Genomic DNA, 20,420 nt, shown 5'->3' with positions numbered 1-20,420 from the left:
GTGGCAGAGATTGCGCAGCGTCAGGACGTTCGCCTGATCAGGAACTCGAACTGCTTGCCTTCCGACTTGGATTCCAAGAGATCATTTCCGGTCGTGCGACAAAACGCCTCGAAGTCTTTCACAGCGCCGGGATCGGTGGCGAGCACTTGGAGCGTGCCACCGATCGGCACGTCCTTGAGCGCCTTCTTCGCGCGCAAGATCGGCAGCGGGCAGTTCAATCCCTTGGCATCGAGAACCTGGTCAGCCATCCTGTCTCTCCGTCATTTCTGGTGCTGGGTCCGTGACACGTTCAAATGAACAGGTTGATGTCGCTCTTGGTCGCCGTCTCGATGTAGGTCGCAGCGCCCCCGAGCACCGGCCCCTCGATCATGTCGTCCTTGGTGTACTCGAACAGATCCATGGTCATCTGGCAGGCGATCATCTTGACGTCGGCTTCGATGGCCATCGTGCGCAACTCCTCTATCGATGCGACCCCCTTCTTCTTGATCAGGTTTTTCATCATCGTCGTCGCCGCCGCGTCGACGCCGGGGATGGCCGATACGAGATTCGGCATACCGATGTGCATTCCAAACATCGGCATCTCCATGGCCGGATTGCCGAGCGTAGAGATTTTCAGGTCGAGATTCTTCTTGAGCAGCGTCAAGCCGTAGAAGGTGAAGAACATGGTCACGTCGAGGCCCATGGCCGCCGCTGTCGTGGCCAGGATGAAGGGCGGATAGGCCCAATCCAGCGTCCCCTTGGTGACAATCATCGACATGCGCTTGGTATTGTTGTCTTCGGCCATTGCATCTCTCCGTTTGGTCTCTCGCAGGCGCAACCGCGCGCGTCATTGGATTCCTGCTATTGGATTCCTGCTTTCCAACGCACGACCATCAGCACGAGGACTGCGAGGAACAGCGTCTCGGCGACGATCAGCGCGATCGCCCGGCCGCCGACATCGGCCATCGCCTTGAGCGACGTCTTCATCCCGAGCGCTGCGATCGCCGTCACGAGGCACCACCTTGAAATGTCCTTGATGACGGCAAGCAGGAATGCGGGAATGACGCCGGCGCTGTTGAGCATCACCAGAACGGCGAACACCACCAGGAACCCCGGCAGTTGGCGCCCGGCCTTGCCGACGCGATGGGCGCGGAACACGTAGGACAGCATCACGACGACAGGCAGCAGCATGGCAACCCGGAGCAGCTTGGTGAAGGTCGCGACGTTTCCGGTCTCCTCCGACACGCTGAAGCCGGCGCCAACCACCTGCGCCACGTCGTGAATGGTACCGCCAAGAAACATGCCGACGGCAGCGTGATCGAGATGGAATCCTGCGATCACCAGCGGATAGACGATCATCGCGATCGTGCTGAGCGCCGTCACGCCGATCACGGTAAAGACCGTGTCGCGTTCGTGGTGCTCCCCCTTGGGCAACACCGACGAGATCGCCAGCGCCGCCGACGCTCCGCAAATCGCCACGGCCCCGGAGGTGAGGATTCCGAACGGCCGGCTCAACCCCATGGCGCGGGAGGCCAGCGCGCCGAACAGGATGGTCAGGATCACCGCGCCGACGACCGTGATCACGGGCGTCGGGCCGAGCTTCATGATCTCGGCAATCGTGATCTGCGCCCCGAGCAGGCCGACGGCGACGTGCAGGATGCGCTTTGAGGCGAGTTCGATGCCGGCAACGCAGCGCCCCTCCTGCGACAGGAAATAGAAGGCCATCCCAAGCAGCAAGGCGAACAGCATGACCGGCCCGCCATAGTGCTCGGACAGGAAGGTTGCCGCGATCGCGATGATCAAACTGGCCAGGACACCCGGGAAGTAGGTCGGCAGCGACATGAAGGCCGCGAGGCCGCGACTTATCATCGACGTCCTGATTGCGGCGGTCTCAGTCACAGCCTGTCCACTTCCTTACGCGCAGCCAGCGAAATTCTCGGCAGCCATCTTCGCTTCATAAGGGGCGGCGGCCGCCGTGCCCGGCACGAGGCCGGCCTTGGCAGCAGCCCAATCCTTCGGGCGCACCTTGACCATCCATCCCTCGCCATACGGGTCGGTGTTGGCCAGCTTGGGCGCTGCGCTCATTGCATCGTTGACCTCGACGATTTCCGCATTGAAGGCGACCTTTGCCGGGCCGACCCACTTACCGGATTCGATCGTGGCGCAGGACTTGCCCGCATCGACCGACCGGCCGGCCTTCTTTGGTGTGAAGGCGACAAGCTGACCGGCCATGGCCGCTGCCACAGCGGTCATCCCGAGCGTCACGGTGCCGTCGGCGTTCTCGCGATACCAGATGTTGTTTTCGACGTCATAGAGGAGGTCGTCGGGAAGGTTGCAGCCGCGGACGATGGGCATCGTCTTCTCCTTATCTCAAACAGTTTCGTTGGTCTGCATCGATGCATCGAGTTGACGTAGCGGCCGGGACGCGCAGCAGAATTCGCCGAGCCCGGCCACCTCCAGCTTGCCTCCGATGAACAGCATAAGATGCCGCGCGACCATGGCGCCCAGTCGCAGCCGCCGGGCGACCTCCGCGTAGCCTGGCTCGAGGCGCACCAGATTGTAGTGATAGACGAGCTCGCGGCAGGTTTCGCGGCAGGCGTTGAAGCTTGCATCGCCGCGCGCGCCCTGCCGATGCAGCGCCAGCAGGCGAAACGTCTCGACCTGGCGATCGGTCGGGATCTCGCCGTGCGCAGCGAGCCATGTTTCGAGAATCGTTTCGCCGAGCTGCAGCAACTCCTCGGCGAGCGGCGCGGCGGCCGCCCCGAGTGCAGCATCGGACGCGGCCAACATGCCGTCCAGCCGCTCCGCGACGTCGTCGAGGCTCGTGATACCGATATCCGCCATCACCCGAGCCCCCGCGCATGCAACAGACCGGTCGAATCCGAGAAATTCTCCTGCACGCCGACCTTGCGCGCCGACAGCCCGAGCGCCATGCCAAGGAGCTGGGTGAAGTACAGGATCTTGACGCTGGTCTTGCGGCCGAAGACCTTTTCCGCGCGCACCTGATGCATTTCGAGCCCGGTGTGGCAGGTCGGGCATTCGGTGGCGATCACGTCCGCGCCGCAGGCCTCGGCCGTCGTGAGCAGGTTGAGAACGAGCTTGGTCGAGGTGTCGCTGTCGGACAGCGTGTGAGCGCCGCCACAGCATGCCGTCTTGAGCGGGTACTCGACGTTCTCGGCCCCCGCCGCAGCCAGCAGGTCGTCCATGAAATGGGGCTTCGAGGTCGATTCCGAGCCGGGCCCCTTGTCCTTTTCCGGAAAGATGTGACGCGGCCGCGTGTACATGCAACCGTAGTAGTTGGCGACCTTCAGGCCCTTCAGCGAGTTCTTCACGCGTGTCTTGAGGCCCTGTTCGCCGACGGATTCCTTGATCCAGTCGAGCGCGTGAATGGTCGTGACCTTGCCCGCTTCGTAGGTCGCGTGGCCGGCCTTGCGCGACAATCGGTCCGTCACTTCACGCGAAGCGGGATCCTTGGCGAGGTCGTATTCGGCCTTCTTGAGATTGTGATAGCAGCCGTTGCAAGGCGCCATCACCGTATCGAACCCCATCGCATCCGCGATCGAGAGGTTGCGGGCCGACAGATAGGTCTGCAGCTTGGGATCGATGTTCTTGACCTCCATGGCGCCGCAGCAGTTCCAGTTCCTGAGCTCGACCAGATCGAGGCCGAGTGCCTTGCCGACCTCCCGGGTGGAGCGGTTGTAGGCGTGCCCGGTTCCTTCGAGCGCGCACCCCGGATAGTAGGCGACCCGCTTGTGTTTGTCGCTCATCACTCAGCTCCCTGAACGTCCAACCGAAGCGCCTTGCGGGCCGCTGCTTCACACTCACGGACATACTCGTCGATCGCGAGGCTGGCGCCCCCCCATCCGCGCGTGCGAGGACGGACCACGCTGGCAAGTCCCAACTTCACCAGGAGGCCCACCGGCAATCGGCTGGCGAGACTGCGTATCAGTTCGACGAGCCACCCCTGCGACAGGGACTGCCCGGTCCGCGCGAAGAACCGGCGCAGCACGCGGCCCTCCTCGATCTTGCCGGTGGCGAAGACCTGCTCGGAGAAGACCTCATCGAACGCGGTGGACGGCTTCTTCTCGGTATGGCCCTTCAGCTCCAGCCAATGTGCCGTGGCCTTCATCACGCCTTCGGGACTGACGTCGCGAGGACAGGCATAGGTGCATTTGTTGCAGGAGACGCACTGCCAGATGATGTCCTTGTCGCGCAGCAACTCGCTTTCGAAGCCCATTCGGATCAGGTAGATCCAATAGCGCGGGTTGAAGTCGGGATTCACGGCGTTGATCGTGCAGGCATTGGTGCATGAGCCGCATTGCCAGCAGCGGTGGATGAACTCGCCTCCCGGGAGCGCCGCGATCTCCTCCTGCATCTGCTCGTTGTAGTCGGTAATGGCGCGTGAGGTGATGAACGTGCTCCAGTGCCCGGAGACATCGACGCCATCAATTTCCAGGTGCTCATGCGTGACGAGATTCTCTGGCCGGATCAGCGATTTTTCGTGAATCGGCATGGATGTTCCCTCATTCGCTCAGCAGGCGAGGCTGCCCGAGCACATGGGCCCTGCCATCGATCAGCTTCAGGCGGGTGCGCCCCGACTCGGTATCGACCGCATCGAGTCCCAGGAGACGGCGAGTATGCGCCATCGCGTCCGCCTTGAAGCCGCCGCAGAAGTCCGCGTGCAGGAACTGGCCGCCCTTGTCGTTGATATAGCTTGCATAGGTGTGGGCGCAGAGCAGATCGACGTAGAAGGCCAGATCGCGGAAGACACCGTTCGCCTGCAGGAAACCTTCGAGCTCCTCGCGTAGCATCGTGAAAGTGGCGAAGCCGTCGCCGACGGCGATCGTGCCGGTCTCGGCAGCCTCGTCGTACCATATCTCGCGCAATACGCCGGTATTGACCCTGGCGTCCCACATCCAGCGCGTCATCAGCGGATAGTGGTCCGGCGCGGTGAAATGAAGGACCTCGGCGGCAAGATCGCGCGACCAGCGGTGCTCGCGATCGGCCGGAAAGCTCGTGACGAACGCGGCGACGCGCTGGTCGGTTGTGCCGAGGTCGGACCATCCGTGCAGCAGCGCCTCGAGCCTGCTGCGCAGCGCCGCAAACCCGTTGCGGCCGAGCCACGCCCCCACACGCCGGCGCACCGGCGTGATGAACGTGGCAAGGTCGCAGAATTCGGCCTCCGTCAGCTCGCTGACCCGCCCCTTGCCCAACACCTCCTCGAACAGCGAGGCCTTGAGCGCGAGCGCTCCGACATAGCGCTCGACGCCACCGCTGTCGTCGGCGGATTCCACGAGGCTCTCGAACGCCCGCCGCAGCCTGGGGCCGGACAGATCGAGCACCGGCCGCGTCGGCTCGACCACCGCCTTGCCTCTATGGTTGGTGATCGGCCACATCACTCGGCCGCTTCCATCATGGCGCCGCGGACCAGGGCCAGCGCGGCCATCGCTGCCGATTGGCCCTGTGCGATGGAATCGTCGATGGTCTCGGGCCCGGTGGCCGCGCCGGCGACGAAGACGCCCGGCCGCGAGGTGGCCGATGTGTTGGAATAGACCGACGCCTTCTCGATATGGCCGTGCTTCTGCAGTTTGACGTCGAACACCGCCGACAACGTCATGTTGTCGACATTGGGATCCATGCCGATGGCGTGCACCACCATGTCGAACGGGATCGAGATCGGCCGTTTCACCAGCGTGTCCTCGCCCTTCACGATCAACCGCCTGCCGTCTGACGTCACTTCGGCGATCCGCGCCTTGATGTATTTGACGCGGTGCTTCTCCTGGCTTTCCCAGTAGTAGAGATCCTCGTAGAGGCCGAAGGTGCGGATATCCATGTAGTAGACATACACGTTGCACCGTGGCATCGCCTCGCGGATCTCCATGGCGATGTTGGCGGAGACCGTGCAGCAGATCTTCGAACACCACTCGCGACCGATCTGGCGGTCGCGCGAGCCGACGCATAGCAGGATCGCAACCCGTTCCGGCTCGCGCCCGTCGGACGGACAGCGCACGCCCCTGCCGGAGGAGAGCATCTGCTCGACCTGGGTCGTCGTAACCACATCAGGGTAGGTGCCGAAACCCCATTCCGGCTTATTGACGGAATCGAAATGCGTGAAGCCGGTGCACAGGATCGCCGCCCCCGCCTCCAGCATCGCGCCATCCGACAGCGTCACGCGGAAGTCGCCTGGGCTGCCCGAAAAGGCTTTCACCGTGACGCGCCTTCGGATCTCGACACGGCTGTCGGTTTCGACCCGGCGCACCATGCCACCGATGGCGTCCTTGGCCCATTCGCCGGACGGCACCAGCCTGGCGTAGCCTGACTGGATCGGCGCCCCGCCGAGCTGCTCCGCCTTTTCGACGAGAACGACGCGCTGGCCGGCCGCGGCCAGCGCATGTGCGGCGGAAAGCCCCGACGGCCCGCCGCCAACGATGAGAACGGGACGGGTCATGATGCGGCTCCTGGCAGGGTCGCCGTCGGCTTGACATAGCCTGGGCCCGACGTAATCGCGCGTTTGGGGTCGTAAAGCGTCTCGATGCGGCCGGCCTTGACCTCACCGAGATAGGCCTCGAACTCGGCTTTGGCTTTCTGCCAGTCGATCCCGAGCTTCTCGAGCAGCCCCTCGAACGGCGAGGCGTGCCAGTGAAGCTGTGCGAGCTTGTAGGGATGCGCGCCGAGGGCGAGCGCCGCGAACTGGCAATCGGCCATGATCGGCAGCGCATAGACCTTGTCGACGGCCTTGCCGATCCACTGGTTCTTGTCGAGTGTGGTGATGCAACCCGTGTCGTGGCCGATCATGACGTCCGCCCGCGCCTCCTCGACCGCGACCCTGATCTTGCGATCGATGGCGAAGGAGCGCGTGAACTCACGTTCGCCGATGATATGACGAAAGCCGAAGCCGCAGCAGTCGTACCAGGTCGAGTAGTCGACGACCTGTGCACCCAGCGCCTGCATCAGGCCGGTCGATACCGCCACGCGGTTGCCGCCCATGACGGTGTCGTCATAGATCACGTCTTCCGGAACCATCTTGTAGACGTGACAGGCCGGATGAACGGTGGCACGAAGGCTGCTCACGTCGATGACCTGCCGCTCCCGGATGCGGTGGCGCATGACGTGCAGCCACTCGGAATAGTGCACGATCTCTTCGGGGATCAGCAGCTTGCCGTCGACCAGACGACCCAGCTTGCCGAGAATCTTCTTCACCTGCTCGCGCAGTTCAGCCGAATGCATCAAGAATATGCGCATCTCCTTGTAATTGCCGAACGACGTGCCGCAGTGGATCAGCGGGAAGTAGGTTCCGACCGGCAGGCCCTGCGCCTTGGCCGACATGTATGCCTGGTGGAAGTTGCGCAGGAAGACGGCGGCCAGACTGACGACATTGCCGACCCCGGAGCCGTGATAATTCCAGGCGGTGCAAGAGGTCTGATCGGTCTCGTCGAGATAGCGCACGCCGAGCTGGTTCATCAGCCACATCACGCTCGACGGATAGCCGGGGATATTGCCGCACTGTCCGCAGGATTTGTGCTGCCAGAGGTTGGTGGTGGGAATGCGCTTGTCCCAGCCGTACAGTGTGCGCGCCACCACCGGCTCGTGGCGCTCGTCGATCCGATGAACGACGATTTCGCCGTCCTTCTCCAACTCCCACATCGCGTCGTGGATGTCGTGGACACGCTCCTTGTTGGTCAGCATGGAGCGACGGTCGATCCGGGTTTCCACCCAGGCCGTCGCCGTCTGCGCCTCGCTCGGCGTCAGGTTGGAAGGGCGCCACTCCGCGCCAAAGCCGGCGTAAGCCGACTGACTGTCACTGCGCTTTTCGTCCATCGCTTCCTCCGTCGTCCACCGCGGCGATTGATCTCGCCGTCTATTGTGGTCGTCTCAGCGGCCTATTCTTCCTGCTGCTCTTCAAGCCACTCGTTGTATTCCTCGCGCTTCTCATCCATCACGTCGCTGACGACGTCGAACAGATTCTCGTCGATCGTCTCGAGCTGATCGAGCACGCCGGTCGCCTCCCAAATGGTGTAGAGCTCGACGGACGTCTTCAGGTTGACCTCCCAGGCCGTGTCCATGGTGTGCATGGTTGGGACTGGAATGGCCTTGCGCAGGATATTGAGCGGAGCATCGACCTTGGCGACGTTCGGGCCCCAGTCGGGAAACGCATCGCGCGTGATCATGTTGGGCGCGAGCTGATTTCCCGTGGAAATGACCTTCAGAAGCACCCGCGAGAACGGCCGCAGCACATCTTTCGCCGACTGCATGCCATGCTTGATCGCGACCTCGCGCATGATCATGACGAGCCCGCCCGGTGAATTTTCGAACGGACAGCGGGCGGCACAGGTGTAGCACTGCGCGCAGGACCAGATCTTCTCCTGCATCGCGTCGTAGATGCCCTCGAGATTTTCGGTCCACAGCAGCTGGACGATCTCGCGGGGCGAATAATCGTAGTAGTGCGCCGAGGGACAGGTCGCGGTGCAGATGCCGCAATTGAGACAGCCGTGCAGTTCATGATCGTAGAGGACGTGCGAGCGAATGTCGTCGAACACCTCTTCCAGCTTCTCATAGGGAACGACCGGCACCTCGGAGACCGGGTCGCCGATAGAGGTCAGCTCCATTGAAGCTCCGCTCGTCATCTGGCGGCTCTCCTCAGTAGGTCAGCACCTTGGCGTTATCGTTTTCCATCACCTCTTCGATGACCTTTGCACCCCCGACGATGCCCTCGCATTCAGGGATCAGATCCTGCTCGGTCATGTCGAAGAGATCGAGGTTCGGAGAGCAGCAATAGAACTTCACTCCAGCTCCGTGCGCGTCCTTGATGAAGTCATAGACGGTTTTCGGAGATCCGGGCTTGACCACGAGCTTCTCGGCCACGCCCTTTTTCATGAGCTGCCCCGCCGTCGCGGTACAGACGACATCGACCTCGTAGTCCATCGCCGCGGCAACAGTGGCCTGGAAGAACGGCGCGCCGAGCTCCTCGCCGTTGCGAGGATCGGTATTGACCATGATGATGATGAGCTTTTTCGCCATTCCTACGATGTCCTCTCCGATCGTCTGCTATTGAACGTGCGTAGCGCACATCGACACAGGAGCGTGCACGACAAGTTATCTCGAGGCGCATCGCCTTGGAGTTGATGAAGATCAACAAGCCCAGGAACCGAAGTCCCAGGTAGACAACAAGCTGACATCGATTTCATCCAATCCGTCGGACGAACGCACAAAACATATTCCATTTCTTGAATGACATCTATAGGGTGAAGAAAATAATTCGTTGCTCGGGAGAACGGTCCTACGGGAGCGGCCGCATCAAATGCGTCGACTCGATCAAACCAATCATCAGCGGCCCGAGCGCCGCAGCAATCTCGTGCTGCACCACGCGCAGATCGGCGAGCGTTTCCGCCGTGCGATCAGGACATTCGTCGAATGCCATGATCAGATCCTCGATCATGGCCGATTTGATTCCGGGATGGCCGAGGAACCCGAAGCAGTTATCACGAAACTGAAACACCGCCGGCTCCCCCGCAGAGTCGATCGCGAGAACACTTGCATCGGCCGGCAGCACCGGGCGATCGCGCATGTAGATCGCCACGGGAAAGGATTGCGGCAGATGACCGCCGAGCGCAGCGGGATCGACCCGTCGGGCCGTCTCCACGACGAAGCGGAGCGGAGCTTCCTGAGTGCCGCCGCCGCACGCGGTTGCAAGTATGCAGCTGCCGGCTCCGATGCCGATGACGGGCAAGCCGCGCGCCAGGAAATCCCGTACCAACCGCAACTCCGGCCCGAGGCTCGGAAGCAGGTTGCCGCTGACGACTCCGAGCGGTCCGGCGCCAAGAACAATGAGGCCGTCAAAGTCCCCCGCCGTAGCAGGTATCGATCCTCCGGCCGTAAACGGCCGGCAATAGCGAAAGCCGACGTTGCGTCCTTCGAACTGATCTTCCATCAAGCCGAGATAGTCCGCCTCGAAATGCTGCAGGACGCAGAGTGTCTTCATGGCGAACCGCGACAACTGAATGAAGCATCAATGACGGCCGAAGCCGACGGCAGACCTGAAATATATATGTTTTTTCGCATATGAAAAGCGAGGAACGCAATGGCATGGTATGAGAAGCTGCAGGAGATCGAACCGCTCGACGACCTGCGTTTTGACCGTGGGCTCGTCGATGCACTCGAGGCGGCAGCCCGCGAGCGCGCGCTCGGACCGATGCGGTTCTACACGCCGACGTTCCGCGCCTATGCCAGCGAAGAACTCAAGGGCTGCGGCAAAGCGAGCTTTCCCGCCTTTTCCATCACCGGCGGCGCTTGCGCGCTGAATTGCGATCACTGTCAGGCGAAGATCCTCGACCCGATGATCGCGGCAACGACACCGGACGAACTCGACCGCAAGGTGCGCGATCTCATTCTACTCAAGGATCTGGGCGGTTTCCTGCTCTCGGGCGGATCCAACCGACGCAACGAGGTTCCGTACGATCGCTTCTATCCGACCATCGAGAGGCTCAAGCGCGACTTTCCCCATCTGCGCATCGCCGTCCACTCCGCGTTGCTCGACGAACGGCGCGCCCGATCCATGGAAGCGGCCGGGGTCGACGTCGCGATGCTCGACGTGATCGGCTCGCAGCAGACGATCCGCGACGTCTATCACCTCGACCGTCCCGTCGCGGATTTCGAGGCGACGCTCGCCGCGCTCTCGGGCACCAAGATGCAGGTCGTGCCACACATCGTCATCGGTCTGCACTATGGCCGGCTGCTCGGCGAAGAGACCGCGCTGGACATCGTTTCGCGCTATCCGGTCGCCGCGTTGATCCTGGTGGTGGTGACTCCGATCTATGCGCCACCGGATCGGCCCTTCGCCACGATATCCACCGACGACGTGGCGAAGGTCCTGGTCGCCGCGCGGCAACGGATCAATCACGCGCCGGTTCAACTTGGCTGTATCCGCCCCGCAGGCCGCCATAAGCTGATGACCGATGCATACGCCGTCATGGCCGGATTTGACGGCATCGCCTATCCCGCGGACGGCATCGTAGCACTCGCCCGCGCCATCGGTCGGCCGGTCGAGCAGGAGCATGCCTGCTGCTCGATCGCGCTCGACGGCCTCGCCGGCCGGCGGGCTTGCGCAGCCTGAGGTGCACGATGAACGCCGAGGCAGCGGACATCGTCGTCGTCGGGCTTGGACCGGCCGGGAGTCGTGCGGCCGCAGTTGCCGCAAAGGCCGGCTACCGCGTCGTCGCCGTGGATCGCCGGCTCGAGGCGGGTCGCCCGGTCCAGTGTGCCGAGTTCGTGCCCGCCATGATCGAGCGGGACGTTCCGAACATCACGGCCGTCGCCCAACAGAAGATCACGCGCATGCTGACCTTCACCGAGGCGACGGATTGCGAGGAAACGCCGGATTTCCGCGGCTGGATGATCGATCGCGCCGCCTTCGATCGAATGCTCGCTGACGAGGCGGCGAATGCGGGAGCCGCGTGCCGATACGGCACCTCCGTGGTTGCCATCGACATCGACGGCACAATTCATACGTCCGATGGTCTTGCCATGAAGCCGCGCGTCCTGATCGGCTGCGACGGCCCTCGCTCGCGGGTCGGCGCGGCGGTCGGCGAGACCAATCGCGCGCTCGTCGATACGAGGCAACTGACTGCGCCGCTGATCGTGCCGCACGATGCCACGGATATCTTCCTGAGCGCCGACTATCGCGGCGGCTATGGCTGGCTGTTTCCCAAGGGCGCCGTGGCCAATATCGGCGTTGGGGTCATGATGGAGGACCGGCGGCGGCTGAAACCGATGCTCGCCGCGCTCTTTGGCGCGCTGTCGGCATCGCGCCGCATCGGAACGCGCCCGTTCGCGTTGACGGGCGGGGCGATACCCGTGGGCGGCAGGGTGGGTTCGACAGGCCGGCTTGGCGCAACCCAGGTGTTGCTGGCCGGCGATGCGGCGGGCCTGACCAACCCCGTGACCGGCGCCGGCATCGCCTCCGCCGTGCAATCGGGCGCACTCGCCGGGCAAGCCGCGGCAGACATGCTGTCCGGCCGCAGCGGCGCCCTCAATGATTATGACGAAGAGCTCAGCGACATTTTCGATGCGGCCTTGAGCCGGGCATCACGGCGACGACGGCAAGTTCTGGCGCAATACGGCGACGGCCGTCGCCCCGACGCGGCTGCGCTCGCCGAGGGGTGGATCAGTTCGCCGAACTATTGGGCGTGAAAATGCAGGATCAGGAGAGGAAGTCATGAGCTGTCTCGAAGGACCGACGCATCCGGTGCCGGATTTCCTCACCGGGGAGACGCGCGCCTTCAACGCGGCCGAAGCCATGCGGCCGCGCGCGCCCGGCGACGTGCCGGCGGAAGCACGCAACGGCGGGCGCGTGAAAGCGCAGGACGCGCGGCCGGAAGGCGTCTACCTGCCGAACGACAACGTTCTGACGCCGAACATGCGATCACCCGACTACGTGCAAATGTCGACGGCAGCGGCGATCACCCTCGGCATCATGAACGGCTACATGCATCGCACCAGTTGCACCCGTTGCCTGAACCTGCTGCTGACCTACCCGGAGGGCTGCCGCGCCAACTGCGCTTATTGCGGGCTTGCGCGCCATCGCGAAGCGGAGCGCGACTATGCCGACCGCAACTTTATTCGTGTCGACTGGCCTGCGGTGCCTTACGACCAGGTGATCGACATCGTCGCATCGGGCGGCGACGGCGGGCGCTTCCATCGCATGTGTATCAGCATGATCACGCATCCGCGGTCGGACGAGGACACCCGCATCGTCCTGCGGAAATGGGTTGAACGCATCAGGCACGTGCCCGTGTCCATCCTGTCCAACCCGACGACGATGACCCGACTGGATGTGCAGGAGCTCAAGGATCTCGGCGCCGAGATATTTACGGTCGCGCTCGATGCCGCCAACCCGGCCATCTTTGACCGCACCCGCGGCCACGGCGTTCAATCGCCGCACAGCTGGGACAAATATTGGGAGATCCTGCTGGCCGCCGCCGAGATATTTGGCCCGGAACGCTTCGGCGCCCATCTCATCGTTGGGATGGGCGAGAGCGACCACGACGTTCTCTCGCAGGTGCAGAGAATTCGCGATCTCGGCGGCCACAGCCACCTGTTCGCGTTCTTTCCCGAACAAGGCTCGTTGATGGATCACCTCCCGCCGGCGCCGCGCCCGCAATGGCGACGCATACAGCTCGCCCGCTATCTCATCGACTATCGAAGCCATTCCCTGCAGCGCATGCGTTTCGACGAGCGCGGTCAACTCGTCGATTTTGGTCTGCCGCAGGACGAAGTTGACGCGATCATCGACGCGGGCGTGGCCTTCCGCACGTCCGGTTGCCCGGGCAAGGAGGCCGCTGACGTGTCCGCCTGCGACCGCCCTTACGGCGACTCGCCGCCGCGCGACATTGCTTCATACCCTTTCAAGCCCGATCGCCGCGACATTCGCCACGTGCGCAGCCAACTGCGGCGCGGGCTACCCAAATAATCGGGAGGAAGATGCGATGGCCAATAGCGTCAAGTCATTTCGGGTCATCGACACCGGGATTCGGGGCGGACGCGCCAACATCGCCTTCGACCAGGCGCTCATCGACGCTCACAAGGCACGGCGGATTCCCGATACCATCCGCTTCCTGCGGTTTCGTCCGTCGGCGCTCGTCGGTATGCATCAGATCCTGAGCCATGAGGTCCGGCTCGACTATTGCCGGAGCAAGGGAATCGAGATCGGCCGGCGGATCACGGGAGGCGGCGGCCTCTATCTCGACGAGGGTCAGATCGGATGGGAGCTCGTGTTCGGCCGCTCCAGCCTCGGCGCCATGGATCTCACCGAAACGACACGCCGGATCTGCGAAAGCGTCGCACTCGGGCTCAACAAGCTCGGCGTTCCCGCGCGCTACCGCCCGCGCAACGACATCGACGTCGCCGGCCGCAAGATCAGCGGCACCGGTGGCTTCTTCGACGGCGATACGCTGTTCTATCAGGGAACTCTGCTGATCGACTTCGATCCCGAGCAGATGATCGCTGCGCTCAAAGTGCCGGTGGAAAAGCTCGCCAAGCGCGACCTCGCTTCGGCCCGCCAGCGCGTCGTCAGCATGCGCGAGATCCTCGGCGACCACCTTCCTGATCTGGCCACCATCCAGCAAGCCCTGCTCGACGGCTTGGCCGAAGGCCTCGGCATTGTTCCGCAATGGGGCGAGGTGTCAATGCACGAAGAAGAACTCGCCGACCAATTGTATCGCGACGAGATCGGCCGTGACGACTTCGTCGAGATGGTCGACGCTCCCGAGGTGGACGACTCGCTGGTCAGTGCCACTCTGACGCGGCGTGGCGGCAGCCTGCGCGCCGATATCCGCCTCGAGGGGCCGGACCGCGGACGGATTCGCGAAGCTCTGATCACCGGCGATTTCTTCGTCACGCCGCCACGCGTCATCTTTGATCTCGAGGCGGCGCTGCGCGGCGCCGAACTGGCCGATGCCGGGTCGATCGTCGAGAACTTCTTCTCACGCACGTCGGCCGACTTCGTCAATCTCGGCCCGCCGGACATTCGCGATGTGGTCGTCGCGGCAGCGCGGCAGCTCAGCTTCGTTGCGGCCGGCCGGAGACTTCGCGGCCATTGGCTCGCGGCGACGCGACCGGAACGTCCGCCGCTCGTCCTGCTGCATGACGCCCTGGGTTGCGCCCGGCTCTGGCGCGATTTTCCCGAGCGGCTTGCGGCCGCGACCGGCTGCTCCGTCCTGGTGTTCGACCGCTGGGGCTCGGGTGACTCGGAACCGCTCGAGCTGCCCCATTCGCGGCAATATCTGCTCGCCGAGGCTTTGGATGCCCTGCCCGAAGTGCTACGGACGACCGGCGCGCGGCGCCCGATCCTGGTCGGACACTCCGATGGCGCTGCGATCGCGTTGACGTTTGCCGGCGCGTTTCCCGATGAGGTCAGCGGGGTCGTCGCGATCGCCCCTCACCTCTTCCGCGAACAGCGGACCGTTGACGGCATCGCCGCCCAGATCAGGGACTTCGAGCACGGTGACCTGAGGGCGCGGCTCGCACGGTATCATGGCAGCAGAACCGACCATCTTTTTGGCCGGCTGGTCGATGCCTGGACCGGAGAAGAAGCGCGCGACTGGGGTATCAAGCCCTACGTTGGACGGGTTCGCGCCCCGGTGCTCGCTGTTCAGGGCAGCGAAGACGAGTTCTTCACGCATGCGCAGCTTGAGACACTCCGCGCCCTCGTGCCGGCCCGGATCGAGACCTGCGTGCTGGAAGGCTGTGGGCACGCGCCCCACCAGCAGGCGACCTCGGCGGTGATAGCCGCAGCGGCCGGGTTCATCGATCGAGTGACCGCTGAAAACACGGTCGCGGCCGTCCCCGGCTCCGCCTGACGGAAGAGCTCCGGCAGGCGGCGAGCACCATCAGCACCACCTAGCAGAAGGCGCGATAAAGGGCGGACATGACCTCGATCACTTCCGGCCGCGCAACCGAATAATACACGTTTCTGCCGTCCCGGCGTACCTTGACGAGATCGTCCGCGCGCAGCCGGGCAAGTTGCTGCGATATCGTCGGCTGGCGGAGCTGCAGCGAGTCCTCGATGCTGCTGACGGATTTCTCTCCGTCCAGCAGCAGGCAGAGAATGGCAAGCCGCGCTTCGTGCGACAACGCCTTGAGGAATTCGCTTGCCTTGTGAGCCTTCTCGAGCAACGCGTCAGGCTCGAGCGAAGACCTGCTGCGTGCACGCTTGGTTGCCATGTTCGTCCGCATATTCCTCAATCGCCCGATTCGGTCGGTTACATCCAGGCGGCCACTGCGTCGTGTCGATGGCCGCCCCGTGTTGCTATCACTTTGGCGAGGCGATAACAAACAGGCGGTCGCGCCTGTCCCGGCGCGGTTCGTGCGAGACGGTATCGAGACGCCGGAGCGAGCGTGTCCTGCTCACGCGCCCGCCATGTCTGACGAGCTGATGGAGAACTACAATCCGGCTTTCAGTTCGCCTAGCTTGCGATCAAGGGTTCGCAAGCTGATACCGAGGGAGTTCGCAAGCTCCCTGCGTCTGCCAACAAACACGCTTGTCATCTTCAAAGTGGGATTGCCGATGGTCACGAACGTACCGCCAGACGCCGACGCCGGCCGCTGGAACCGACGGTTCGAAAGCGATGATTTCGTTTTCGGAACCGACCCCAATCAATGGCTGCGCCGCCATGCCGGCGCGTTCCCGCACCGCGGTCGTATTCTCTGCGTCGCCGACGGAGAAGGCCGCAACAGCGTCTGGCTCGCCCGGCGGGGATTCCAGGTCGACGCCTTCGACATCTCGGAAGTGGGTCTGGCGAAAGCGAGCAAGCTTGCCGCATCAGCCGGAGTGAGCGTGAATTACCAGCTTGCCGATTGCGACGGCTTCGCGTGGCCAAGTGCGGCGTATGACGGCATCGCGGCGATTTTCGTGCAGTTCGCCGCCCCGGATTTGAGGAAGCGGCTGTTCGCGCGCATGATCGCAAGCCTGAAGCCGGGCGGGACTCTGATCCTCCAGGGCTATACGCCCAGGCAGTTGGAATACAAGACGGGCGGCCCTTCCGCCGTCTCGCACCTCTATACGGAAGCCATGCTCCGAGAGGCGTTCCATGAGCTGGAGATCATCGAACTGCGCGAATACGAGACCGAGCTCAGCGAAGGCAGCGGCCATCATGGCCGCTCTGCGCTGATCGGAATGGTCGCGCACCGGCCTTCCTGATCGCGCTCTCCTGGTCCACGGAATCGATCGCACGCATGCGTCTCATCCTTGACTCCAGTCAAGGATGAGACGCACTCCCTTTTCTAGGCAAGGCTAGTCGCAATGGACCTCCAAATGACGAAATCCATCATGCCTGGCCGTAGAGGACGAGAATGCCAAGACGCTGAGCTGATCCTCGGAGAGCAAAATGGCCTATTCCATAGTCGAAGTCAGTCTCGTGACAGACTGAGATTTGCCGGCTATCGGCTTCGCTGCGACGCTGGAGCTGATGGTTTTTGCGAAAGCGCGCACTCAGCCTTTGCGTGATCACGTGAGGACTTTCAGTCCCGTCAAGGCCAGCAGAGCCAGCAGACATACGGATCCGGAGAACAGCCATCGCGGCAAGATCGCGTGCGGCACGAAGCCGACGCCGCGGACGAAGCCTGCGCTCATGGCCCAGAATGCCAGACCGGCCGACAGGTGGTCGGCGCGCCCTGCGGCGTTCGCCAGGAACGGCGGATAGAGCGTGCTCGCGAGCATGATCACCAGCGCGGCCACGAGGCACGGCAGATGGATGCGCGCCTGAGACGTGGCTACTGGCGCCATGTTCATTCCCCCGTCCGGTTGCCGGCCTTGCGCACCTCCTCGGTCTCGCCCCACATCGCGTTCATGATGGCAAGCAAGACGGCGAAGCCGACGCCGAGAATCCAGGCGAAATACCACATGACTAAGCTCTTCGAGTTGGCCGCTCCGGCGGCGTGGGGATCGGACCGCCGTCAGTATGCGGAATGTTCGTTGGCGTGGATCTGGGCTTCCGTGACCTTGCCGTGCATGACGCGATAGGCCCAGCCGGTGTAGACGATGATCAAGGGCATCAAGACCATCGTGGCCCAGAACATCAGCCCCAATGTGAGGTGGCTGGAGACGCTGTCCCACACCGTGAGGCTGGCATCCGGAACCGAGGAGGACGGCATGACGAAGGGAAACATGCTGGCCCCGGCCGTGCCGATGACGCCCGCAATGGCAAGTGATGACGACACGAAGGCTGCGAGGGTGCGATCGGCGGCGGCGAGTGCGCCCGCTAGCAGCGCGCCCGCGATACCGAGCAGCGGCAGCGCCCACAGCACGGGCCATCGGCCATAGTTGCCCCACCACGCGTCGGCGCTGCGGACCACGGTCTTGGCGAGCGGATCTGGAAGCGCGGCCGGATCGAGCACCGACGTGATGGCGTAGCCCTGGAAGCCGCCGAAGCGCAGCCAGAGCCCGGCACCGATGAAGGCGATCACCATGATCGACGCGGCTCCGAGCGCACCACGGACGGCGCGGGCCTGGATGGCGCCTTCGGTGCGATGCGCCAGGTAGACGCCACCGTGCAGCGTGATCATGGCGCTCGAGACCACGCCCGCAAGCAGCGCGAACGGATTGAGGAGCTGCCAGAAACTGCCGCTATAGGTCGAGACCAGGTAGCGATCGAAGTGAAACGGAACGCCCTGGAGCAGATTGCCGAACGCGACGCCGAAGATCAAAGGTGGTACCGCCCCGCCGATGAACAGGCCCCAGTCCCAGGTCCACCGCCAGGTGACGTTGTGGATCTTGCTGCGGTAGTCGAATCCAACGGGGCGAAAGAACAAGGCCCAGAGCACGGCCAGCATCGCCCAGTAGAATCCGCTGAACGCCGTTGCATACACCACGGGCCACGCGGCGAAGATCGCGCCGCCGGCGGTGATGAACCAGACCTGGTTTCCGTCCCAATGCGGGCCGACCGTATTGATGACGACGCGGCGCTCAGTGTCGGTGCGGCCGACGAATGGCAGCAAAGTGCCGACGCCCATGTCATGACCATCCATGATGGCGAAGCCGATCAGCAGCACCCCGACGAGCAGCCACCAGAGGACCTTCAATGTGGGATAATCGAGCATGACGGCGTCCTTCAGACGGGCTTGGGTTCGAATTGATAGCGGCCGGTGCCGAGGCTGCCCGGGCCGATCCGGGCGAACTTCACCATCAGATACATCTCGACCACCAGCAGCAGCGTGTAGAAGCCAACGAAGCCGGCGAGCGAGCCGTAGAGACTGGCGACTCTCAGCGTCGACACCGACAGATGGGTCGGCAGCACGCCGTAGATGGTCCAAGGCTGGCGGCCATATTCCGCGACGAACCAGCCGAGCTCGCTCGCGATCCAGGGCGCAGGCAGCAGCATCACGGCGGCACGCATGATCCATGGCCGCGCCGCACATTGCAGCCGCAGCGTGCTGAGAAAGGCCATCGCAAACAGGACAAGCATCGCAAAGCCGAGCCCGACCATCACGCGGAAGCTCCAGAACATCGGCGACACCGGCGGCACGGTATCGTCGACCGCACGATCGATCATCGCTGGCGTCGCCTGGGCCACGTCGGCGGTGTATCGCTTCAACAACAGGCCAAAGCCGAGATCGCCCTTGGTCTGCTCGAGCGTGGCCAGTGCAGCCTGGTCATGACGGTCCTTGCGCAGCGCTTCCAGCGCCTGGACCGCCGTGATGCCATCGACGATCCGCCGCCGGTTGTGTTCCTTGATCTCACGGATGCCGGGGATCGTCTTGCTGACGGAGCGTGTGCCGATCAGGCCCATCACCCAGGGAATCTCGATCTCCCAATCGTTCCGGCCCGCCTTCTCGTTGATGCCAGCCAGGAGCTTCAGCCCGGCCGGCGCCGGCTCGGTCTCCCACATCGCCTCCAGCGCGGCCATCTTGGTCTGCTGCGCCTCACCGACCGTGTAGCCGGACTCATCGCCCAGCACGATGACGCTCGCGACGCTGGCCAGCCCGAACGCGGCGGCGACCCGGAAGCTGCGCTTGGCAAATTCGATGTCGCGGCCCTTCAGGAGGTACCAGCTCGAGATCGACAGCACGAACATCGCGCCGGTGACATAGCCCGCCGAGACGGTATGGACGAACTTGGCCTGCGCGTCGGGATTGAAGACGACGGCCCAGAAATCGACCATCTCCATGCGCATGGTCTGCCAGCTGAACGCGGCCCCCACGGGATTCTGCATCCAACCATTGGCAATGAGAATCCACAGCGCGCTGAGATTGGTGCCGATCGCCATCAGCGAGGTCACCATCAGATGCTGGGTCTTTGGCAGGCGATCCCAGCCGAAGAAGAACAGGCCGATGAAGGTGCTTTCGAGGAAGAAGGCCATCAGGCCCTCGATCGCCAGCGGCGCTCCGAATATATCGCCGACATAGTGCGAATAGTAGGCCCAGTTGGTGCCGAACTGGAATTCGAGCGTGATGCCGGTGGTGACGCCGAGCGCGAAGTTGATCCCGAACAGCTTGCCCCAGAAACGGGTCATGTCTTTCCAGACCACGGCGCCGGTCATCACGTACACGGCTTCCATGATCACGAGCAGCCACACCATGCCGAGCGTGAGCGGCACGAACAGGAAGTGATACATGGCGGTCGCGGCAAACTGTAGCCGCGACAGATCGACGAGTTGGTCGGGAATCATGGGAGAGCTCCTGGCAAGCCCAGCGGCTGCCGCGCGGAATTGACGCCGGCAAGATGAGCAGCAGTGGTCGGCGCATCGACGTCGATGCGGGCGTCGCGAACAAACGCCCACCACAGCGCCAGGAGCAGCACGAGTTTGGCGATGATCGCGACGCCCAGATGTCGGAAGAGGCGCCTGTCATTCATGGCCATTGCTTAACAAGACCCGTGCCAGCGGGCGGCGTGATGAATTATTGTGTTATTTCAATCTGTTGCCGAAACGACCGTCATCGCGTCCCGTGCC

At 63.5% G+C, this 20,420-nt stretch carries 24 protein-coding genes; 5 read left to right on the top strand and 19 right to left on the bottom strand.

The window, feature by feature from the left end; translation table 11 throughout:
• Nucleotides 1-20: 20 nt before the first annotated feature.
• The 13 genes from ACQR1X_RS02125 to ACQR1X_RS02065 all read right to left on the bottom strand — a co-directional run bounded on the left by ACQR1X_RS02125 (nt 21) and on the right by ACQR1X_RS02065 (nt 9,958).
• The gene (locus ACQR1X_RS02125; RefSeq protein WP_315715462.1) at nt 21-248 is read right to left on the bottom strand and encodes a sulfurtransferase TusA family protein; all 228 of its coding nucleotides are present in this window, start codon (nt 246-248) and stop codon (nt 21-23) included.
• Between the two features lie 41 nt (nt 249-289).
• Entirely contained in the window at nt 290-784 is a 495-nt protein-coding gene (gene dsrE2 / locus ACQR1X_RS02120) for a sulfur carrier protein DsrE2 (protein WP_315802241.1), read from the bottom strand.
• Between the two features lie 56 nt (nt 785-840).
• Nucleotides 841-1,878 (bottom strand): YeiH family protein, encoded by a 1,038-nt coding sequence (locus ACQR1X_RS02115; RefSeq protein ID WP_434898243.1) that lies wholly within the window; start codon nt 1,876-1,878, stop codon nt 841-843.
• A 15-nt stretch (nt 1,879-1,893) separates the two neighbouring features.
• Nucleotides 1,894-2,334 carry a glycine cleavage system protein H gene (locus ACQR1X_RS02110; RefSeq protein WP_315715458.1) on the bottom strand — a complete coding sequence of 147 codons (441 nt, stop codon included), beginning with the start codon at nt 2,332-2,334 and terminating at the stop codon, nt 1,894-1,896.
• Between the two features lie 15 nt (nt 2,335-2,349).
• Nucleotides 2,350-2,823: a hypothetical protein gene (locus tag ACQR1X_RS02105; protein WP_434898242.1), complete on the bottom strand. Its 474-nt coding sequence runs from the start codon at nt 2,821-2,823 to the stop codon at nt 2,350-2,352.
• Complete coding sequence (locus ACQR1X_RS02100) at nt 2,823-3,746, bottom strand: CoB--CoM heterodisulfide reductase iron-sulfur subunit B family protein (RefSeq protein ID WP_316178266.1); 924 nt, start codon at nt 3,744-3,746, stop codon at nt 2,823-2,825. Before ACQR1X_RS02100 ends, ACQR1X_RS02105 begins: the two co-directional genes overlap by 1 nt.
• Nucleotides 3,746-4,492, bottom strand: coding sequence for a 4Fe-4S dicluster domain-containing protein (locus tag ACQR1X_RS02095; protein WP_316178264.1), 747 nt, complete (start codon nt 4,490-4,492; stop codon nt 3,746-3,748). The genes ACQR1X_RS02100 and ACQR1X_RS02095 overlap by 1 nt, the downstream gene beginning before the upstream one ends.
• 10 nt (nt 4,493-4,502) lie before the next feature.
• Nucleotides 4,503-5,378, bottom strand: a complete 876-nt coding sequence (locus ACQR1X_RS02090) for a hypothetical protein (RefSeq protein WP_315802235.1) — start codon at nt 5,376-5,378, stop codon at nt 4,503-4,505.
• Nucleotides 5,375-6,427 carry an FAD-dependent oxidoreductase gene (locus tag ACQR1X_RS02085; RefSeq protein ID WP_316178262.1) on the bottom strand — a complete coding sequence of 351 codons (1,053 nt, stop codon included), beginning with the start codon at nt 6,425-6,427 and terminating at the stop codon, nt 5,375-5,377. Before ACQR1X_RS02085 ends, ACQR1X_RS02090 begins: the two co-directional genes overlap by 4 nt.
• Nucleotides 6,424-7,797, bottom strand: coding sequence for a heterodisulfide reductase-related iron-sulfur binding cluster (locus tag ACQR1X_RS02080; RefSeq protein ID WP_434898241.1), 1,374 nt, complete (start codon nt 7,795-7,797; stop codon nt 6,424-6,426). The genes ACQR1X_RS02085 and ACQR1X_RS02080 overlap by 4 nt, the downstream gene beginning before the upstream one ends.
• Before the next feature lie 62 nt (nt 7,798-7,859).
• Nucleotides 7,860-8,585: a 4Fe-4S dicluster domain-containing protein gene (locus ACQR1X_RS02075; protein ID WP_434898240.1), complete on the bottom strand. Its 726-nt coding sequence runs from the start codon at nt 8,583-8,585 to the stop codon at nt 7,860-7,862.
• 31 nt (nt 8,586-8,616) lie between these two features.
• Nucleotides 8,617-8,997 (bottom strand): DsrE/DsrF/DrsH-like family protein, encoded by a 381-nt coding sequence (locus ACQR1X_RS02070; protein ID WP_315802231.1) that lies wholly within the window; start codon nt 8,995-8,997, stop codon nt 8,617-8,619.
• Nucleotides 8,998-9,256: 259 nt separating this feature from the next.
• A complete protein-coding gene (locus ACQR1X_RS02065) occupies nt 9,257-9,958 on the bottom strand; it encodes a type 1 glutamine amidotransferase (RefSeq protein WP_434898239.1) in 702 nt (233 codons plus the stop codon).
• 99 nt (nt 9,959-10,057) lie between these two features.
• Between ACQR1X_RS02065 and ACQR1X_RS02060 the strand changes: the two genes are divergently transcribed.
• Genes ACQR1X_RS02060 through ACQR1X_RS02045 form a run of 4 tightly spaced genes read left to right on the top strand, consistent with a single transcriptional unit; the run spans nt 10,058 to nt 15,332 of the window.
• On the top strand, nt 10,058-11,089 hold the full coding sequence (locus ACQR1X_RS02060; RefSeq protein ID WP_434845330.1) for a radical SAM protein: 1,032 nt from the start codon (nt 10,058-10,060) through the stop codon (nt 11,087-11,089).
• Between the two features lie 8 nt (nt 11,090-11,097).
• Nucleotides 11,098-12,165, top strand: a complete 1,068-nt coding sequence (locus ACQR1X_RS02055) for a geranylgeranyl reductase family protein (protein WP_434898238.1) — start codon at nt 11,098-11,100, stop codon at nt 12,163-12,165.
• Nucleotides 12,166-12,190: 25 nt separating this feature from the next.
• Nucleotides 12,191-13,444 (top strand): radical SAM protein, encoded by a 1,254-nt coding sequence (locus ACQR1X_RS02050; protein WP_316178251.1) that lies wholly within the window; start codon nt 12,191-12,193, stop codon nt 13,442-13,444.
• Nucleotides 13,365-15,332: an alpha/beta fold hydrolase gene (locus tag ACQR1X_RS02045; RefSeq protein WP_434898237.1), complete on the top strand. Its 1,968-nt coding sequence runs from the start codon at nt 13,365-13,367 to the stop codon at nt 15,330-15,332. The genes ACQR1X_RS02050 and ACQR1X_RS02045 overlap by 80 nt, the downstream gene beginning before the upstream one ends.
• Nucleotides 15,333-15,372: 40 nt before the next feature.
• Here the strand turns inward: ACQR1X_RS02045 and ACQR1X_RS02040 are convergent, their stop codons facing one another.
• Nucleotides 15,373-15,696: an ArsR/SmtB family transcription factor gene (locus ACQR1X_RS02040; protein WP_316217268.1), complete on the bottom strand. Its 324-nt coding sequence runs from the start codon at nt 15,694-15,696 to the stop codon at nt 15,373-15,375.
• A 196-nt stretch (nt 15,697-15,892) separates the two neighbouring features.
• Here ACQR1X_RS02040 and ACQR1X_RS02035 point away from each other — a divergent pair, with 196 nt between their 5' ends.
• Entirely contained in the window at nt 15,893-16,672 is a 780-nt protein-coding gene (locus tag ACQR1X_RS02035; protein WP_316178247.1) for a class I SAM-dependent methyltransferase, read from the top strand.
• Nucleotides 16,673-16,978: 306 nt separating this feature from the next.
• Here the strand turns inward: ACQR1X_RS02035 and ACQR1X_RS02030 are convergent, their stop codons facing one another.
• The 5 genes from ACQR1X_RS02030 to cydP are packed head-to-tail and all read right to left on the bottom strand — an operon-like array spanning nt 16,979 to nt 20,323.
• A complete protein-coding gene (locus ACQR1X_RS02030) occupies nt 16,979-17,257 on the bottom strand; it encodes a cyd operon YbgE family protein (protein ID WP_316238265.1) in 279 nt (92 codons plus the stop codon).
• 2 nt (nt 17,258-17,259) lie between these two features.
• Nucleotides 17,260-17,376 carry a cytochrome bd-I oxidase subunit CydX gene (gene cydX, locus ACQR1X_RS02025; protein WP_316217271.1) on the bottom strand — a complete coding sequence of 39 codons (117 nt, stop codon included), beginning with the start codon at nt 17,374-17,376 and terminating at the stop codon, nt 17,260-17,262.
• 51 nt (nt 17,377-17,427) lie between these two features.
• A complete protein-coding gene (cydB, locus tag ACQR1X_RS02020) occupies nt 17,428-18,570 on the bottom strand; it encodes a cytochrome d ubiquinol oxidase subunit II (RefSeq protein ID WP_434898236.1) in 1,143 nt (380 codons plus the stop codon).
• 11 nt (nt 18,571-18,581) lie between these two features.
• A complete protein-coding gene (locus ACQR1X_RS02015) occupies nt 18,582-20,138 on the bottom strand; it encodes a cytochrome ubiquinol oxidase subunit I (RefSeq protein WP_434882115.1) in 1,557 nt (518 codons plus the stop codon).
• The gene (cydP, locus tag ACQR1X_RS02010; protein ID WP_410053165.1) at nt 20,135-20,323 is read right to left on the bottom strand and encodes a cytochrome oxidase putative small subunit CydP; all 189 of its coding nucleotides are present in this window, start codon (nt 20,321-20,323) and stop codon (nt 20,135-20,137) included. Before cydP ends, ACQR1X_RS02015 begins: the two co-directional genes overlap by 4 nt.
• Between the last annotated feature and the right edge of the window lie 97 nt (nt 20,324-20,420).

It is taken from the genome of Bradyrhizobium sp. HKCCYLRH3073 (assembly GCF_051167995.1).
Lineage (GTDB): Bacteria > Pseudomonadota > Alphaproteobacteria > Rhizobiales > Xanthobacteraceae > Bradyrhizobium.
Note: the sequence above shows the minus strand (reverse complement) of the source record. Positions and strands in the feature narration are given on the sequence as shown.

Coding starts and splice junctions, on each gene's coding strand:
- ACQR1X_RS02125 (WP_315715462.1), bottom strand. CDS start 248: ATGGCTGACCAGGTTCTCGATGCCAAGGGATTGAACTGCCCGCTGCCG.
- dsrE2 (WP_315802241.1), bottom strand. CDS start 784: ATGGCCGAAGACAACAATACCAAGCGCATGTCGATGATTGTCACCAAG.
- ACQR1X_RS02110 (WP_315715458.1), bottom strand. CDS start 2,334: ATGCCCATCGTCCGCGGCTGCAACCTTCCCGACGACCTCCTCTATGAC.
- ACQR1X_RS02105 (WP_434898242.1), bottom strand. CDS start 2,823: ATGGCGGATATCGGTATCACGAGCCTCGACGACGTCGCGGAGCGGCTG.
- ACQR1X_RS02100 (WP_316178266.1), bottom strand. CDS start 3,746: ATGAGCGACAAACACAAGCGGGTCGCCTACTATCCGGGGTGCGCGCTC.
- ACQR1X_RS02095 (WP_316178264.1), bottom strand. CDS start 4,492: ATGCCGATTCACGAAAAATCGCTGATCCGGCCAGAGAATCTCGTCACG.
- ACQR1X_RS02085 (WP_316178262.1), bottom strand. CDS start 6,427: ATGACCCGTCCCGTTCTCATCGTTGGCGGCGGGCCGTCGGGGCTTTCC.
- ACQR1X_RS02080 (WP_434898241.1), bottom strand. CDS start 7,797: ATGGACGAAAAGCGCAGTGACAGTCAGTCGGCTTACGCCGGCTTTGGC.
- ACQR1X_RS02075 (WP_434898240.1), bottom strand. CDS start 8,585: ATGGAGCTGACCTCTATCGGCGACCCGGTCTCCGAGGTGCCGGTCGTT.
- ACQR1X_RS02070 (WP_315802231.1), bottom strand. CDS start 8,997: ATGGCGAAAAAGCTCATCATCATCATGGTCAATACCGATCCTCGCAAC.
- ACQR1X_RS02065 (WP_434898239.1), bottom strand. CDS start 9,958: ATGAAGACACTCTGCGTCCTGCAGCATTTCGAGGCGGACTATCTCGGC.
- ACQR1X_RS02060 (WP_434845330.1), top strand. CDS start 10,058: ATGGCATGGTATGAGAAGCTGCAGGAGATCGAACCGCTCGACGACCTG.
- ACQR1X_RS02055 (WP_434898238.1), top strand. CDS start 11,098: ATGAACGCCGAGGCAGCGGACATCGTCGTCGTCGGGCTTGGACCGGCC.
- ACQR1X_RS02050 (WP_316178251.1), top strand. CDS start 12,191: ATGAGCTGTCTCGAAGGACCGACGCATCCGGTGCCGGATTTCCTCACC.
- ACQR1X_RS02040 (WP_316217268.1), bottom strand. CDS start 15,696: ATGGCAACCAAGCGTGCACGCAGCAGGTCTTCGCTCGAGCCTGACGCG.
- ACQR1X_RS02035 (WP_316178247.1), top strand. CDS start 15,893: ATGTCTGACGAGCTGATGGAGAACTACAATCCGGCTTTCAGTTCGCCT.
- ACQR1X_RS02030 (WP_316238265.1), bottom strand. CDS start 17,257: ATGGCGCCAGTAGCCACGTCTCAGGCGCGCATCCATCTGCCGTGCCTC.
- cydX (WP_316217271.1), bottom strand. CDS start 17,376: ATGTGGTATTTCGCCTGGATTCTCGGCGTCGGCTTCGCCGTCTTGCTT.
- cydB (WP_434898236.1), bottom strand. CDS start 18,570: ATGCTCGATTATCCCACATTGAAGGTCCTCTGGTGGCTGCTCGTCGGG.
- ACQR1X_RS02015 (WP_434882115.1), bottom strand. CDS start 20,138: ATGATTCCCGACCAACTCGTCGATCTGTCGCGGCTACAGTTTGCCGCG.
- cydP (WP_410053165.1), bottom strand. CDS start 20,323: ATGAATGACAGGCGCCTCTTCCGACATCTGGGCGTCGCGATCATCGCC.